The following is a 15,098-nucleotide window of genomic DNA, read 5'->3' on the forward strand; positions in this document are numbered from 1 at the left end:
GGAAAGGACGCAGCAGCGAACGAAGCCTTACCCCCCGTAACTCTGCACCAGGCTCCCCGCCACCAGCGACCAGCCGTCGACCAGCACGAAGAAGATCAGCTTGAACGGCAGCGAGATCGTCGCCGGCGGCAGCATCATCATGCCCATCGACATCAGCACGGAGGCGACGACGAGGTCGATGATCAGGAACGGCAGGAATAACAGGAAGCCGATCTCGAAGGCGCGCTTCAGCTCGGAGATCATGAAGGCGGGGACGAGAATGCGTAAGGCGAGATCGTCGGGCGTGGCCGGCGGCGGCTCGCCGGAGAGGTCCAGGAACAGCTTCAGGTCCTTTTCGCGCACGTTCTTCTGCATGAAGCCGCGCAGCGGCACGGAGGCGCGCTGAAACGCGTCCTCGACGCCGATCTGGTTGGCGACGAGCGGGCGGATGCCCTCGTCGTAGGATTTCTGCAGCACCGGGCCCATCACGAAGAAGGTGAGAAACATCGCGAGCGCGATGATCACCGAGTTCGGCGGGGCGGTCGCAGTGCCCATCGCGGTGCGCAGCAGCGACAGCACCACCACGATGCGGGTGAACGACGTCATCATGATCAGGATCGACGGGGCGATCGAGAGCACCGTGAGCAGCGCGATCAGCTGGATCGCGCGCTCGGTGACGCCGCCGCCACCGGCGCCGCCGCCGAGATTGATGCTGATGTCCTGGGCATGCGACGGCATTGCGAGCGAAGCCGCGCCGACCAGGACAGAAAGGAAAAGAACTCTACGCGGGAGGGCGGGCAACCTCACGAAGATGGCTTCGGACGGCCGAGCAGGGAGGCCATCTCGTCTTCGAGATTTTCAAAGCTGGTCTTTTCCGCAGCCGGCTTCGCCGGCGCAGCGGGCGGTGCCGGCGGCTCGCTGCGGGCGGCGCGCGCCGGAGCGGGCGGCGGCTCCGGCGCAACCGGAGGCGCGACCGTTTCCCCGGCCGGGCGGCGCAGGGCAGCCTCGAGCCGCTGCGCCATTTCGGCGAGATTCTGCTCGGCGCTCGAGGGCGCGGCAGCCGCTGCCGGCGGCGGAACGGGCGCAGCCTGCGGCACGGGCGGAGGAGGCGGTGGTGCCGCGGCGCGCTCGGCTCGCACCGGCGGCATCTTCATCGGCTCACTGCCGCGCGGCGGACGCGGCATCAGCGGCGGCTCGCCGCGGGCGATGCGCGGCGGCAGCGGCTCGGGCCGCGGTTCGCGCTCGGGACGTGGCGCGATCGGCTCCGGCGTAAAGCCGCCCAGAGCCGGCTCGCTGCGGCGTTCGGCCATTGCAGGCGCAGGCCGACGCACTTCGTCGGCGAAGGATGGCCGCGCGGGCCGCGGCGGCGGCTCGGGCATTTGCGGCTCGGGATGATCGAGCAGCTCGGGCCGCGGCGCGTCGTCGGCCCAGCCGCCGGCATCGGGCAGGGGGGCAAGGCGCGGCGGTTCGGCGGCACTCGGACGTTGCGGAATCTGGTCGCGGCTGGGCGCGGCGCGAACGATGTTGGGCTCGACGACGATGTCGGTCGGGCCGCCGATCATCAGCAGATGCTCGACATTGTCGCGCCGGACCAGCACCAGGCGGCGCCGGCCGTCGACCGCGGCGGCGTCGATCACGGCGAGGCGGGGCATCCGGCCGCGCTGGGTGTTGGCGCCGATGCGGCTTCCGGCGAATCGGCGAACCAGCCATGCAGCGACGCCGATCAACGCCAGAACGACGATGAACGCGACGATGAAGGTGATAGGGCTGCCTTGCATACTTGTCCCCGACAAATGGCGCTTTTCTCGTGCCCATGGTCAGTCGAGCCGACCACCGGCGGACGATGCCCCAAACTGCGATTTCTTAACGTTCCACGGCAAGTTTTGCCGTCCCCAACTCTTAATAACCCATGAATCGCCCGATCCAAAACGACTTCTTGCCCTGTGCACGTCTCGCCAAACGGTTGGGTTAATGCCACTTTTCGCGCCGTCGAATCGCGGGGGCGCAAGAATCAGTTTCGGCTGGGGACATGCATCACGACCGGTCTCTTAACCAGCTGTTAACCATACAGGCGGCAAATTCTGCCTAGCGGCGGTCCCTTGGGTCCGTCGGGGCGGAGGGAGCCGCGACGATGTCCATCAACGATATTCCGGAACTGTCGGTGCTTCGCACCAAGATGCAGTGGCATCAGGAGCGCCAGCGCGTCCTGTCCGAGAACGTCTCCAATTCCGACACGCCGAAATTCCGGCCGCGCGACCTGGTCGAGCCGAAGTTCGACAAGGCCGGCGCCGTCACGGGGTCCATGGGGCCCTTGGTCCTGACCCGGACCAGCGCCTCGCATTTGGCGCCGTCGGGGGCCCCTTCCGCCTTCGACCAGAACAAGAACGCGGGTTTCGAGACCCGCCCCGCCGGCAATGCCGTCAATCTCGAGGAGGAGATGATGAAGGCCGCCAGCAACCAGATGGACTACGCCGCGGTGACCTCGCTCTATTCGAAGAGCCTGCGCCTGCTCAAGACCGCGATCGGCAAAGGTTAGGCCCTAAAGGAGGCGGATCATGGCAAATGACAGCAGCGACTTCGCCCGCTCCATGGCAATCGCGACCTCGGGCCTGCGCGCGCAGGCCGGCCGCATGCGGGTGATCTCGGAGAACATCGCGAATGCGGACTCGACGGCGCAGACCGCCGGCGGCGATCCCTACCGGCGCAAGGTGCCGACCTTCTCATCCGCGCTCGACCGCACGCTCGACGCGCAGGTCGTCACCCTCGGCAGGATCAAGCCCGACCAGTCCGCCTTCCGCGTCCGATACGAGCCGAACAATCCGGCTGCGGATGCCAGCGGCAACGTCAAATATCCCAACGTGAACTCGGTGGTCGAGATGACCGACATGCGCGACGCGCAGCGGTCCTACGAGGCCAACCTCAACATCATCAGTGCGACGCGCCGGATGATCCAGCGCACGCTCGACATCCTCAAGAGCTGAACAGGACATTTGAGCCATGGCATCACCAACAATTGCCGCCAATGCTTACGCCAGCCTCGCCCGCGTGCTGGAGAACACCGGCACCGGCGCCGGCAAGGGCAGCGAACCGAACGGGCAATCCTTCGCCGCGCTGCTGAAGGACGCCGTCGGCAGCGTCGTGGAATCCGGTCGCAAGTCCGACGCGCAGACGGTGGCAATGGCCGCCGGCAAGGCCAACGTGATGGACGTGGTTACGGCGGTCGCCGACACCGACGTCGCGGTGTCCACGCTGGTCTCGGTCCGCGACCGCGTCATCGCGGCCTATGAAGACATCATGAAGATGCCGATCTGATTTGAAGCGAATGGCGAGTGGCGAATGGCGAGCTCTGGCCACCATTCGCTACTCGCGATTCGCTACTCGCTTCTCGCGCCTTCCTCTAACCCCATCGGAACCTCCAAATGACCGGACCCGAGACCCTCGACGTCGCGCGCGATGCGATCTGGACCATCGTGATCGTGTCGTCGCCGCTGATGGTGGTCGGCCTCGTGGTCGGCGTCATCGTGTCGCTGTTCCAGGCGCTGACGCAGATCCAGGAGCAGACGCTGATCTATGTGCCGAAGATCCTCGCGATCTTTGCCACGATGCTGTTGGCGCTGCCGTTCATGGCCGATTCGATGCACGCCCACATGCTGCGGATATCGTCGCGAATCATAGGCGGCTGAGGCACTATGCGTGAATTATGCGCATCGACGTCTCGTTGCTGCCGGCGCTCGCCGCTTCCTTCATGCTCGCCTTCGCCCGGGTCGGCGCGATGGTGATGCTGCTGCCCGGCCTCGGCGAGACCAACATCCCGACGCGGATCAAGCTGTCGATCGCGCTGTTGCTCACGCTGATCATCCTGCCGCTGCATCGCAACGCCTATCAGGTCGACATGGGCTCGCTGGCGCCGCTGCTGGTGCTGATGCTGCATGAGATCGCGATCGGCATCGTGCTCGGCGCGACCGCGCGCGTGACGTTGTCGGCGCTCCAGGTTGCGGGATCCGTGATCGCGCAGCAGATGGGGCTCGGCTTCGTCACCTCGGTCGATCCGACGCAGGGCCAGCAGGGCGTGCTGGTCGGCAACTTCCTGACCATGCTGGGCGTGACGCTGCTGTTTGCCACCGACAGCCATCACCTGGTGATCGCGGCGCTGAACGACAGCTACACGATCTTCTCGCCGGGCGAGACCGTGTCGAGCGGCGACGTCGCCTCGCTGGCAACGCGCGCCTTCTCCGCCGCGTTCCGCCTCGGCTTGCAGCTCTCCGGGCCGTTCCTGGTGTTCGGCCTCGTCTTCAATATCGGACTGGGCGTGCTGGCGCGGCTGATGCCGCAGATGCAGGTCTATTTCGTCGGCGTGCCGCTGTCGATCTTCGCGGGCTTCCTGGTGCTTGCCGTGGTGCTCACCGCGATGATGGGCACCTTTCTCGACTACTTCATCGGTGTCATGCACCAGATGATGCCGCTCAGGTGAGGGGGATCGATCGGTGGCCGAAGACAACGATCCCGAAAGTCAAACAGAAGACCCGACGCAAAAGCGCCTCGACGATGCGCTCGAACGCGGCGACGTCGCCAAGAGCCAGGAGATCAACACCTGGTTCATGATGGCAGGCGGCACGCTCGTCGTCTCCACCTTCTCGGGCTCGGTCGGCAGCGGGCTGCTGACGCCGATGCGCAACCTGCTTGCCAATTCCTGGATGATCAAGACCGACGGCAAGGCCCTGCTCGCGCTGATGGAGCAGATCGAGCTCGCCGTGCTTGCCGCGATCGGCGTGCCCCTGTTGATGCTGGTGCTGGCGGCCATCGCCGGCAACATGCTGCAGCACCGGCTGGTTTGGTCGGCCGAATCCCTGAAACCCAAGTTCAACAAGATTTCGCCGGGCGCCGGCTTCAAACGCATCTTCGGCAAACAGGCGGCGGCCAATTTTCTCAAGGGCATCGGCAAGCTGGTCGCCTTGGCCGTGGTCATGACCATGATCCTGTGGCCGGAGCGGCACCGCATGGAGGCGATGGTCAGGCTCGATCCGGCCGCCATGCTCGGCGCCAGCACCAGCATGACCATCCAACTGCTCGGCGCGGTGGTCGCCGCGCTCGCGATCGTCGCCATCGCCGACTATTTCTTCCAGTACCGAAGCTGGTTCCAGCGGCAGAAGATGTCGCTCCAGGAGATCAAGGAAGAGTACAAGCAGTCCGAAGGCGACCCCCACATCAAAGGCAAGATCAGGCAGCTGCGGCAGCAGCGCGCCAAGAAGCGCATGATGGCGGCGGTTCCCAAGGCCTCCGTGATCATCACCAACCCAACCCACTATTCGGTGGCGCTGTCCTACGAGCGCGGCATGACCGCGCCGATCTGCGTCGCCAAGGGCGTCGACAATCTCGCCTTCAAGATCCGGGAGATCGCGCGCGAGCACGACATCCCGATCGTGGAGAACGTGCCGCTGGCCCGCGCGCTCTACGCCACGGTGGACATCGACCAGGAGATCCCGACCGAGCACTACCATGCCGTCGCCGAAGTCATCGGCTACGTCATGCGCCTGAAGCGCGGATTCAGCGCCGGGCGGGGATAAGATGCCCGAAAAGTACCGGAAATGGCCGTAATCTGGGAATCAGCGTACCTTTTGCCGCTGCTGCCCTTGCACCTCAGGGTCCGATTCAGGCAGGGAGGACCCCACGCGCCCGGTGGCGCGTTGATTCTCTGCCGACAGGCTGCGCCAGCTCGAGAATGACCGCCGAGACCGACCACGACCTCACACGCGAGCCCGTTGCGGCGCACGAGCCGTCGCCACGCTCGGGCAGCATTGCGCTGGTGCTGCTGGTGGCCGCCGGCCTCGTCGCCGTGGCCGTCGGGCTGATGACGCTCGGGCGCGCGCAGGCGCAGCCCTATATCCTCGGCATCCTCGCCGTGCTGGCGATGGTCGGCCTGTTCAACCTGTTCGCCTTCGCCGCCGGCATCATCCGCTTCGCCGACCGCAATCTCGACGATCCCATCATCGGCCGCATCTCCGATCACGCCTTCGACGGGCTCGCGGTCACCGACGCGCGCGGACACGTGGTCTACTCCAATGCCGCCTATCTGACGCTGACCGGCGCCACCGGCCCGCAGGACGTGCGCCCCGTCGAGCGCGTCTTCATCGGCAATCCCGACGTCTCGGAAGCCGTGTTCCGGCTGCTCAAGGCCGCCCGCGAGGGCAAGCGGCAGCAGGAAGAGGTGCGCATCTCCGGCCATGACGGCAATCAGGGCCGCTGGCTGCGCATGCGCGTGCGCCCGCTCGGCACCGGCAAGCGCGAGGCGAAATACGCGGTGTGGTCGATCGCCGACATCACGCGCGACCGCGAACGCCAGGAGGACGTGTTCCAGGAGCTCCAGCACGCGATCGAATATCTCGATCACGCCCCGTGCGGCTTCTTCTCGGTCAATCCGGCCGGCGAGCTCGCCTATGTCAACGCGACATTGGCGAACTGGCTCGACTACGACCTCGCCGAGATCGGCTCCGGCGGCCTGAAGCTTACCGATATCGTCTCCGGCGACGGCGCTTCGCTCTTGACCTCGATCGTGGCGGTGCCGGGCGAGGTGAAGACCGAGGTGTTCGACATCGACCTGCGCATGCGCACCGGCAAGACCATGCCGGTGCGGCTCTATCACAAGCTCGCCTTCGGCGCCGACGGCGCGCCGGGGCCCTCGCGCACGCTCGTGATCAGCCGCGCCCGCGACGAGCGCAGCGACCCTGATCGTGCCGCCGAAGTGCGCTTCATGCGCTTCTTCGACCACACGCCGATGGCGATCGCGACCGTCGATCGTGCCGGCAACGTGGTGCGCGCCAATGCGCGCTACGCCAAGCTCAGTCAGGCGCTGGGGCTCGACACCTCCTCCAAGTCGATCTTCCGCGCGGTCAATTCGCGCGACCGGCACCTCCTGATCGCGGCCATCAACCAGGCCGCCGAAGGCAAGGCCGATATCGCGCCGGTCGAGGTGGCGCTGGAAGGGGCCAAGGAACGCTGGGGCCAGTTCTTCGTGACGCCGGTCGATTCGGCCGAGACCGAGGCGGAAGCCGCCATCGTGCACATGCTCGAGACCACCGAGCGGCGCGCGCTGGAAAACCAGATCAACCAGTCGCAGAAGATGGAGACGGTCGGCCAGCTCGCCGGCGGCATCGCCCACGACTTCAACAACGTGCTGTCCGCCATCATGATGGCGAACGACTTCCTGCTGAACGCGCACAAGCCGACCGACCCGTCGTTCCAGGACATCATGCAGATCAAGCAGAACGCAACGCGCGCCGCCACCCTGGTGCGGCAGTTGCTGGCGTTCTCGCGGCGGCAGACGCTGCGGCCGCAGGTGCTCGATCTCGGCGACGCGCTGTCCGATCTCACCATGCTGCTGCGCCGGCTGATCGGCGAGAAGGTCAAGCTCGACCTCGTCCACGGCCGCGACCTCTGGCCGGTGAAGGTCGACGTCTCCCAGTTCGAGCAGGTGATCGTCAACCTCGCGGTGAACGCGCGCGACGCCATGCCTGACGGCGGCAAGCTGATCATCCGCACCGCCAACGTCACCAGCGACGATTCGGGCAAGCTCGCCTACAAGGGTATGCCCGCCGCGGACTATGTCCGCATCGAGGTCGCCGACACCGGCACAGGCATCCCCGCCGACATCCGCGACAAGATCTTCGAGCCGTTCTTCTCGACGAAAGAGGTCGGCAAGGGCACGGGCCTCGGCCTCTCCACCGTCTACGGCATCGTCAAGCAGACCGGCGGCTTCATCTACGTCGATTCCGAGCCGGGGCAGGGCACCTCGTTCCACATCTTCCTGCCGCGCCACATCGCCGAACCGGAGGTGCAGGTCGAGCAGCCCGCAGCCGCGATCGGCGCGACCAGCGGAGCCGCGAAGGAAGCCGCGCCCGCTGGGGCGGCAGAGGCGAAGCCGCGTACCGACCTCACCGGGCAGGGCACCATCCTGCTGGTCGAGGACGAGGAGGGCCTGCGCGCGCTCAATGCCCGCGGCCTGCGCTCGCGCGGCTACACCGTGGTCGAGGCCGAGAACGGCGTCGAGGCCATGGAGGTGCTGGACGAGCAAAGTGGCGCGATCGATCTCGTCGTCTCTGACGTCGTCATGCCGGAGATGGACGGCCCGTCGCTGTTGAAGGCCATGCGCGAGAAGAACCCCGACATCAAGTTCATCTTCGTCTCCGGCTATGCCGAGGATGCCTTCGAGAAGAGCCTGCCCGAAGGCCAGCAGTTCGACTTCCTGCCAAAGCCCTTCACGCTCAGCCAGCTGGTCGCGGCGGTGAAGGAGACGATGACGAAGCAGGGGTGAGACCTGCCGCTCTCCTCGCAATGACGGCTGGTGGGCCAGCTCGGCTCGCGGACCCGGGGAAAAGCGGAAATCGGGTCGTAAACCCGGCGGTAAGCATCCTCCAATGGTTCCCGTAAAACCCCTGTCATATATGGGCTTTTGCCACATCCCCGCGACTGAGGGCCGCAGCCGCAAGTTCCGAAACCGGCTTCACTTTTCGGGAAGTCTGACCATCTTAGGGGCACGTCCCCATGCCGGGGATTTGGGAAACGCACATGACTTTCTCGCTTCGCTCCCGGAAATTCTTCAACACGATCGCCGTCGTGCTGGCGCTTGCGCTGCCGACCGCGCTGACGATCTCGTCGGCCGACGCCCGCGCGGGTGGCGGCATGTCGTCCGGTTCGCGCGGTACGCGCTCCTATTCGGCGCCGCCGTCGACCACGACCGCACCCGGCTCGGCCTCGCAGTTCAACCGCACCTACACCCAGCCGGGCGCAGGCATGAACTCGGCCGCGACCGCGCCGGCGCGCGGCGGCCTGTTTGGCCGCGCCGGCGGCTTCATGGGCGGCCTTGCGGCCGGCTTCCTCGGCGCCGGCTTGCTCGGCATGCTGTTCGGTGGCGGCCTGTTCGGCGGCCTCGGCGGCCTGTCCTCGATCATCGGCCTGATCATCCAGATCGCGCTGGTGGTGCTCGTGGTCCGGCTGGCGATGTCCTGGTGGCAGCGCCGTCACGCTCCGCGGGCGGCTTACGCCAATGCTGAGGCCGGCGCAGCGCCCGGACCGCAGACGAACTATCGCAGCGGCCTCGGTGGTGGCCTTGGTGGCGGACTCGGCGGCTTCGGCTTCGGCGCCAACAACGCGCCGCTCGAGATCAAGCCGGACGACTATGAGGCGTTCGAGCGCCTGCTCGGCGACGTCCAGGCCGCCTGGTCGAACGAGGACGTGGCCAAGCTGCACACGCTCGCGACGCCGGAAATGGTCTCCTATTTCGAGCAGGACCTCGGCCAGAACCGCGCCCGCAACGTGGTCAACAAGGTCACGGATGTGAAGCTGTTGCAGGGCGACCTCGCGGAAGCCTGGCGCGAAGGCGAGACCGACTATGCCACGGTGGCGCTGCGCTTCGCGCTCACCGACAAGACGGTGGACCGCAACACCGGCGCAATCGTCGCCGGCAGCGAGCAGCCGGGCGAGGCGACCGAGATCTGGACCTTCGCCCGCCGGCCGGGCACAGGCTGGGAATTGTCAGCGATTCAGCAGACCAACTGATCGCGGACGAGATGAGGAACCAGGGCGTCGTGCTTCGGCACGGCGCCCTTTTCTTTTGGGCCTCTCGCAGCACGGCATCGGAATAAGCGGGGGCGCCTCGGGTTGAAGTCAGGCGGCGAACAAAAAAACGTTGGGAGGACAGGATGATCCGTATCGAGAAATCCATGACGATTTCCGGTGTTGCGCTGGCTATTGTCTTGCTTGCTGCCCCATCGGCGCAAGCGCAGTCGGCCGACATGACTTTTTTCGTGACGTCGAACGGGCCCGGCAAGGGCGCCGATCTCGGCGGTCTCGAAGGAGCCGACGCGCAATGCCAGAAGCTTGCACAATCGGCGGGCGCCGGCACAAAGACTTGGCGCGCCTATCTGTCGACGCAAGCCGCCGACGGCAAGCCGGCCGTCAACGCCAAGGATCGCATCGGCAAGGGGCCGTGGCAGAACGCCAAGGGCACGGTGATCGCCAAGGACGTCGCCGAGCTGCACGGCGCAACGAACAATCTCACCAAGCAGACCGCGCTCAGCGAAAAGGGCGAGGTCATCAATGGTGCCGGCGACCAGCCGAACCGGCACGACATCCTCACGGGATCGCAACCGGACGGCACCGCGTTTGCCGGGCCGGACGATCGCACCTGCAAGAACTGGACGTCGAGCACGCAAGGCGCTGCGATGGTCGGCCATTTAGATCGCCGGGGTCTGCGCGACGACGAGCCCTCGAAATCCTGGAATAGCTCTCACCCCTCGCGCGGGCCCGACGGCGGCTGCTCGCAGGCCGATTTGAAGACCACCGGCGGCGATGGTCTGCTGTACTGCTTCGCGGCGAATTGAGACGCTGAGTTCTCTCCACCGTCGCGGAGCTCTCTCCATTCGTCATTGCGAGGAGCTCTTGCGACGAAGCAATCCAGAGTGTCTCCGCGGAGGCATTTCAGGATTGCTTTCGCCTTCGCCAAGGCTTCGGCGGACAAGTCGCTTGCGCTCGCAATGACGGCGTATGTTGAACCGCCGTTCCGCCTCACGCTGACGGAACCTTCAGCCACGTGCTACATTGGTCCGATCGCCTCCACGCTCACGGACCTCCCCCATGAAATACGAGCTCTACTACTGGCCCGAGATCCAGGGCCGCGGCGAATATGTGCGGCTGGCGCTGGAGGAGGCGGGTGCCGCTTACGTCGATGTCGCGCGCGGTCCGCGCGGATCGGCCGCGATGATGAAGATGATGGACGCGCAGAAGGGCACGCCGCCCTTTGCGCCGCCGTTCCTGAAAGCGGGCAAGCTCGTCATCGGCCAGACCGCCAACATCCTGTTCTATCTCGGCTCCCGCCATGGGCTTGCGCCGAAGACGGAAGCCGGCAGTCTCTGGGTGCACCAGCTCCAGCTCACGATCACCGACTTCGTCGTCGAGATCCACGACACCCATCATCCGCTCGGGCCCTCGCTCTATTATGAGGATCAGAAGGCGCCGGCGAAGAAGCGCACGGCCGACTTCTGGGACGAGCGCGTGCCGAAATATCTCGGCTATTTCGAGCGGCTCCTCGCCGGGAGCGGCGGCATTTACGTGACGGGCCGGCGCCTGACCTATGTCGACCTCTCGCTGTTCCAGCTCGTCGATGGGCTGCGTTATGCTTTCCCCAAGCGCATGAAGGCGTTCGAGAAGGATGTCCCGGGCCTCGTCGGCCTGCACGAGCGCATCGCCGCGCGGCCCAACATCAAGGCCTATCTCGCAAGCGAGCGCCGCATTCCCTTCAACGAACAGGGCATCTTCCGCCGCTATCGCGAGCTGGACCGATAGCGGCTTCGTGCAGTTGGCGCGTTCACCAGACGCCGGGGATAAGACGATAGCGCACCCGCGCCGTATAACCGGCATAGCCGGGCAGGCCCTCCCGCAGCGTGCGCTCCTCGATCGGGATGCGGACCGCGAGCAAGGCGAGGAGGAGCGGCATCATCGCAAGTCCCCACCACGATCCCAGCAGCAGCGGCACGCCGGTGAAGAACAGGGTCATGCCGCTGTACATGGGGTGGCGGACATAGGCGTAGGGACCGGTCGAGATCACGTGCTGCGCGCGCTCGGCTTGCAGCTTCACCACGGGCGCGGCGAACGAGTTCTCGCGGAACACCCACATGGTGAACAGTGTCGACGCCAGGAATAGCCCGAGGCCGAGCACCTGCAACGCCGTCGGCATGTCTGAGGATCGAACGCGCCGGTCGAGCCCCATCACGACAAGCCACGCCAGGATGGCGACGATGAACAGCGCCATGAACATCTTGTCGGCGGCGGGCTGATCCTTTTGCAGCACCGGCCGCAGGCGTTCGGCGAGCAGCGCCGGATCGGTCCGGTAGAGCCACCAGCCGCAGAGTGGGCCGAGCAGGGCGGAGGTTGCGAGGAAGGCCCAGGCCGACGGCCAATGCAGCGTCCCGGCGCACGCGAACAGCAGCGCGCCCATGCCGACGACGAACACCGTGTTCCGCAATAGCAGCCGTGCGAACATGCGCAGGTCCCGAGTGAACGGCGCATGATCCTGGTGCAGCTATCCGGCAAAGATGCGGCCGGACACGCCAAAAGCCCGATCGACCGGATCGGGCGCTTCGGTCTCGGGACGCCTGATCAGGCGAGCTGATCGATCCGCGTGCCCTGACCCGGCGGCAGCGGCGCCGGCGGCTGCGGCTTGAAGGTCGGATTCTCGTCCTTGACCTTTGTCTGATCGTCCTGCGGCTTGGTCGTGTCGTAGTTCGGAACCACGATCGCGATCGGCGGGGGCGCAACGGTAGAAACCTTCATCCGCAAATCCTCACACATGGAAACAATCAAGCCTGCCCTGCGAGGAGCGAAATTTCCTTCAAGCCAATCGTTAAAATGTGAGGGAATTGGCGCGGTGAAGGCTGTGCACGCGTGGCATCCGCAAACCGAGACGACGAGGCCTCTCCCCGTCATTGCGAGGAGCCCTTGCGACGAAGCAATCCAGACTGCTTCCGCGGATACAGACTGGATTGCTTCGCTGCGCTCGCAATGACGGAGTATGCGGCGGACGCCATCGCGCGATACGCACCCCGCAAGGGTGCGGAAAGAGCTGGCGCGTGCCCTATTCGTCCTTGCCGCGCGTGATGGCGATGGACGCCTCTGTCTTGGTGCGAGTGCATTCCATGTTGAGCCGGCGGTAGCGCATGGTGACCTTGTCGCCGCGGAGTAGACCCATCCGCTTCAGGCAGCGCGTCGCGCCCGTCGTGGTGTCGTCCTTGGTCACGGTGAAGACGATCGCCGCCATCGAGCCGACCAGCGCGTAGAATTCCGGCTTCGGCTTGCGATCGCCCTTGGCGTAGAGCTCGATGGAATATTTGTCGCCGCGGCAACCCACGGACAGCTCCTTGGCCGCCGGGTGCGTCAGGTAAACGACGTTGGCGGCGCGGAAATTCACCTTGAGGCGATCGACCTGGCTCGCCAGCTCCTTGGCGCTGTCGTCGCAGCGATCGGCGCGGGCAGGCGAAGCGAGAGCCACAAGGCCGGTGAAGGCGGCGGCGACCAGGATCGCGCCGCGGACGTTCAGTTTCAATGTCATGATGAAAAGCCCCTTAGGGCACGCATTCAAGCGTCGGCGGACGCGAATCGCAAGGGTGGGCAGAGGCATTTCCACGAGCTGTGCCAATGCCTTCCCGTGCCGAACCTACCCTCCCATGCGCACCGCTCCCTTTCTTTTCTGGCTAGAATGCGCTTAGAACGCTTCTATGCTGAGAGGCCCGCCACGGCCCCAAAACCCCGAGATTTGCCCCATGAACGCTCCCACCGCCTTCCCCGACCAGTCCAAGCCCGTTCCGCCCTACAAGCACACCCCGCTGTTCCCGCTGGGCAAGGACGAGACGCCCTATAAGAAGATTTCGTCCGAGGGCGTCAGGGTCGAGAAGGTGCTCGGCAAGGACATGCTGGTGGTGTCGCGCGAGGCGCTGCGGGCGCTGTCGGAGGCGGCCTTTGGCGACATCAACCATTATCTGCGCCCCGGCCATCTGAAGCAGCTCCGCGCGATCCTCGAGGACGGCGAGGCGAGCCCGAACGACAAGTTCGTCGCTCTGGACTTCCTCAAGAACGCCAATATCGCGGCTGGCGGCGTGCTGCCGATGTGCCAGGACACCGGCACCGCGATCATCATGGGCAAGAAGGGCTGCAACGTCATCACCGACGGTGACGACGAGGCGGCGCTGTCCGAAGGCGCGCGCGACGCCTACCTGCGCCGCAATCTGCGCTACTCGCAGGTCGCGCCGCTCTCGATGTACGAGGAGAAGAACACCGCCAACAACATGCCGGCGCAGTGCGAGATCTACGCCGAGGGTGACGACGCCTACAAGTTCATGTTCATGGCCAAGGGCGGCGGCTCCGCCAACAAGAGCTTTCTGTTCCAGGCCACGCCCTCGGTGCTGACCAAGGACCGGCTCCTTGCGTTCCTGAAGGAAAAGATCCTCACCCTCGGCACCGCCGCGTGCCCGCCTTATCACCTCGCCATCGTGATCGGCGGCACCTCGGCCGAGCTGTGCATGAAGACGGTGAAGCTCGCTTCGGCGCGCTATCTCGATGCGTTGCCGACGCACGGCTCGCCCGACGGCAACGCCTTCCGCGATGTCGAGATGGAGAAGGAAATCCACAAGATGACGCAGTCACTCGGCGTCGGGGCGCAGTTCGGCGGCAAGTATTTCTGCCACGACGTGCGGGTGATCCGCATGCCGCGCCACGGCGCCTCGCTGCCGATCGGGCTTGGCGTGTCCTGCTCGGCCGACCGCCAGGTGCTCGGCAAGATCACCAGGGACGGCGTCTATCTCGAGGAGCTCGAGCACAATCCCGCGCAATACCTGCCGCAGGTCGAAGAGTCGCTCGGCGGCGAGGTCGTCAAGATCGACCTCAACCAGCCGATGAAGGACATTCTGGCGACGTTCTCGAAATATCCGATCAAGACGCGGGTCTCGATGACGGGCACCATGATCGTCGCGCGCGATAGCGCCCACGCCAAGCTGCGCGAACGGCTGGAGAAGGGCGAGCCGCTGCCGGACTATTTCAAGAACCATCCGGTCTATTATGCCGGTCCCGCCAAGACGCCCGAGGGCTACGCCTCCGGCGCGTTCGGTCCGACCACCGCGGGCCGCATGGATTCCTTCGTCGACCAGTTCCAGGCTGCCGGCGGCTCGATGGTGATGGTCGCCAAGGGCAACCGCGCCCCTAGCGTGCGGGAGGCCTGCAAGAAATACGGCGGCTTCTATCTCGGCTCGATCGGCGGCGCCGCGGCGAACCTCGCCGAGCACTGCATCAAGAAGGTCGAGGTGCTCGAATATCCCGAGCTCGGCATGGAAGCGATCTGGCGCATCGAGGTCGTCGATTTTCCGGCGTTCATCATCATCGACGACAAGGGCAACGACTTCTTCAAGGAGTTGAATTTGGGCTAGTTGCTTCACCCGCACGCGCGCGGGGGAAGATGCTCGTGCCGTAACAATGATCGTCATGCCCGGGCTTGTCCCGCCTGCGCGGCCGAAGCCGCTTCGGCGAGGCGAAGGCCCGGGCATCCACGTTCTTAGTGCCGCAAAGAAGCCGTGGATGGG

16 protein-coding genes are annotated in these 15,098 nt (G+C 65.6%); 11 read left to right on the top strand and 5 right to left on the bottom strand.

Features of this window, described 5'->3' with window-relative positions:
• Window positions 1–27 precede the first annotated feature (27 nt).
• Complete coding sequence (gene fliP, locus I6F24_RS04335; protein WP_036013079.1) at window positions 28–786, bottom strand: flagellar type III secretion system pore protein FliP; 759 nt, start codon at window positions 784–786, stop codon at window positions 28–30.
• The gene (locus I6F24_RS04340; protein ID WP_225151170.1) at window positions 783–1,757 is read right to left on the bottom strand and encodes a flagellar biosynthetic protein FliO; all 975 of its coding nucleotides are present in this window, start codon (window positions 1,755–1,757) and stop codon (window positions 783–785) included. The genes fliP and I6F24_RS04340 overlap by 4 nt, the downstream gene beginning before the upstream one ends.
• Window positions 1,758–2,110: 353 nt before the next feature.
• Between I6F24_RS04340 and flgB the strand changes: the two genes are divergently transcribed.
• The 10 genes from flgB (at window position 2,111) to I6F24_RS04390 (ending at window position 11,316) form a co-directional block, all read left to right on the top strand.
• Entirely contained in the window at window positions 2,111–2,515 is a 405-nt protein-coding gene (gene flgB, locus I6F24_RS04345; protein ID WP_036013075.1) for a flagellar basal body rod protein FlgB, read from the top strand.
• Between the two features lie 19 nt (window positions 2,516–2,534).
• Window positions 2,535–2,960, top strand: a complete 426-nt coding sequence (gene flgC, locus I6F24_RS04350; RefSeq protein ID WP_036013073.1) for a flagellar basal body rod protein FlgC — start codon at window positions 2,535–2,537, stop codon at window positions 2,958–2,960.
• Between the two features lie 16 nt (window positions 2,961–2,976).
• On the top strand, window positions 2,977–3,291 hold the full coding sequence (gene fliE / locus I6F24_RS04355) for a flagellar hook-basal body complex protein FliE (protein ID WP_036027907.1): 315 nt from the start codon (window positions 2,977–2,979) through the stop codon (window positions 3,289–3,291).
• 107 nt (window positions 3,292–3,398) lie between these two features.
• A complete protein-coding gene (fliQ, locus tag I6F24_RS04360) occupies window positions 3,399–3,662 on the top strand; it encodes a flagellar biosynthesis protein FliQ (protein ID WP_025037372.1) in 264 nt (87 codons plus the stop codon).
• Window positions 3,663–3,679: 17 nt separating this feature from the next.
• Window positions 3,680–4,450, top strand: a complete 771-nt coding sequence (fliR, locus tag I6F24_RS04365; protein ID WP_225114657.1) for a flagellar biosynthetic protein FliR — start codon at window positions 3,680–3,682, stop codon at window positions 4,448–4,450.
• 13 nt (window positions 4,451–4,463) lie between these two features.
• Window positions 4,464–5,543, top strand: a complete 1,080-nt coding sequence (gene flhB, locus I6F24_RS04370) for a flagellar biosynthesis protein FlhB (RefSeq protein WP_036027905.1) — start codon at window positions 4,464–4,466, stop codon at window positions 5,541–5,543.
• Window positions 5,544–5,698: 155 nt separating this feature from the next.
• Window positions 5,699–8,287: a PAS domain-containing protein gene (locus I6F24_RS04375; protein WP_109143188.1), complete on the top strand. Its 2,589-nt coding sequence runs from the start codon at window positions 5,699–5,701 to the stop codon at window positions 8,285–8,287.
• A 230-nt stretch (window positions 8,288–8,517) separates the two neighbouring features.
• Window positions 8,518–9,531, top strand: coding sequence for a TIM44-like domain-containing protein (locus I6F24_RS04380; protein ID WP_225114658.1), 1,014 nt, complete (start codon window positions 8,518–8,520; stop codon window positions 9,529–9,531).
• Between the two features lie 143 nt (window positions 9,532–9,674).
• The gene (locus I6F24_RS04385; protein WP_225151171.1) at window positions 9,675–10,355 is read left to right on the top strand and encodes a lectin; all 681 of its coding nucleotides are present in this window, start codon (window positions 9,675–9,677) and stop codon (window positions 10,353–10,355) included.
• A gap of 253 nt (window positions 10,356–10,608) precedes the next feature.
• Complete coding sequence (locus tag I6F24_RS04390; RefSeq protein WP_225151172.1) at window positions 10,609–11,316, top strand: glutathione S-transferase; 708 nt, start codon at window positions 10,609–10,611, stop codon at window positions 11,314–11,316.
• 22 nt (window positions 11,317–11,338) lie between these two features.
• Here the strand turns inward: I6F24_RS04390 and I6F24_RS04395 are convergent, their stop codons facing one another.
• The 3 genes from I6F24_RS04395 to I6F24_RS04405 all read right to left on the bottom strand — a co-directional run bounded on the left by I6F24_RS04395 (window position 11,339) and on the right by I6F24_RS04405 (window position 13,078).
• A complete protein-coding gene (locus tag I6F24_RS04395) occupies window positions 11,339–12,013 on the bottom strand; it encodes an isoprenylcysteine carboxylmethyltransferase family protein (RefSeq protein ID WP_225151173.1) in 675 nt (224 codons plus the stop codon).
• Window positions 12,014–12,129: 116 nt separating this feature from the next.
• Window positions 12,130–12,303, bottom strand: coding sequence for a hypothetical protein (locus I6F24_RS04400; protein WP_167361693.1), 174 nt, complete (start codon window positions 12,301–12,303; stop codon window positions 12,130–12,132).
• 301 nt (window positions 12,304–12,604) lie between these two features.
• Window positions 12,605–13,078 (bottom strand): hypothetical protein, encoded by a 474-nt coding sequence (locus tag I6F24_RS04405; protein ID WP_036013057.1) that lies wholly within the window; start codon window positions 13,076–13,078, stop codon window positions 12,605–12,607.
• A 211-nt stretch (window positions 13,079–13,289) separates the two neighbouring features.
• Between I6F24_RS04405 and I6F24_RS04410 the strand changes: the two genes are divergently transcribed.
• Window positions 13,290–14,945, top strand: a complete 1,656-nt coding sequence (locus tag I6F24_RS04410) for a fumarate hydratase (RefSeq protein WP_036027899.1) — start codon at window positions 13,290–13,292, stop codon at window positions 14,943–14,945.
• The last annotated feature ends 153 nt before the right edge of the window (window positions 14,946–15,098 follow it).

It is taken from the genome of Bradyrhizobium sp. BRP23 (genome assembly GCF_020194135.1).
Classification (GTDB): domain Bacteria; phylum Pseudomonadota; class Alphaproteobacteria; order Rhizobiales; family Xanthobacteraceae; genus Bradyrhizobium; species Bradyrhizobium yuanmingense.

Coding starts and splice junctions, on each gene's coding strand:
- I6F24_RS04410 (WP_036027899.1), top strand. CDS start 13,290: ATGAACGCTCCCACCGCCTTCCCCGACCAGTCCAAGCCCGTTCCGCCC.
- fliE (WP_036027907.1), top strand. CDS start 2,977: ATGGCATCACCAACAATTGCCGCCAATGCTTACGCCAGCCTCGCCCGC.
- fliR (WP_225114657.1), top strand. CDS start 3,680: ATGCGCATCGACGTCTCGTTGCTGCCGGCGCTCGCCGCTTCCTTCATG.
- I6F24_RS04395 (WP_225151173.1), bottom strand. CDS start 12,013: ATGTTCGCACGGCTGCTATTGCGGAACACGGTGTTCGTCGTCGGCATG.
- I6F24_RS04340 (WP_225151170.1), bottom strand. CDS start 1,757: ATGCAAGGCAGCCCTATCACCTTCATCGTCGCGTTCATCGTCGTTCTG.
- I6F24_RS04390 (WP_225151172.1), top strand. CDS start 10,609: ATGAAATACGAGCTCTACTACTGGCCCGAGATCCAGGGCCGCGGCGAA.
- flgC (WP_036013073.1), top strand. CDS start 2,535: ATGGCAAATGACAGCAGCGACTTCGCCCGCTCCATGGCAATCGCGACC.
- flgB (WP_036013075.1), top strand. CDS start 2,111: ATGTCCATCAACGATATTCCGGAACTGTCGGTGCTTCGCACCAAGATG.
- I6F24_RS04380 (WP_225114658.1), top strand. CDS start 8,518: ATGCCGGGGATTTGGGAAACGCACATGACTTTCTCGCTTCGCTCCCGG.
- I6F24_RS04375 (WP_109143188.1), top strand. CDS start 5,699: ATGACCGCCGAGACCGACCACGACCTCACACGCGAGCCCGTTGCGGCG.
- I6F24_RS04405 (WP_036013057.1), bottom strand. CDS start 13,078: ATGACATTGAAACTGAACGTCCGCGGCGCGATCCTGGTCGCCGCCGCC.
- fliQ (WP_025037372.1), top strand. CDS start 3,399: ATGACCGGACCCGAGACCCTCGACGTCGCGCGCGATGCGATCTGGACC.
- I6F24_RS04400 (WP_167361693.1), bottom strand. CDS start 12,303: ATGAAGGTTTCTACCGTTGCGCCCCCGCCGATCGCGATCGTGGTTCCG.
- I6F24_RS04385 (WP_225151171.1), top strand. CDS start 9,675: ATGATCCGTATCGAGAAATCCATGACGATTTCCGGTGTTGCGCTGGCT.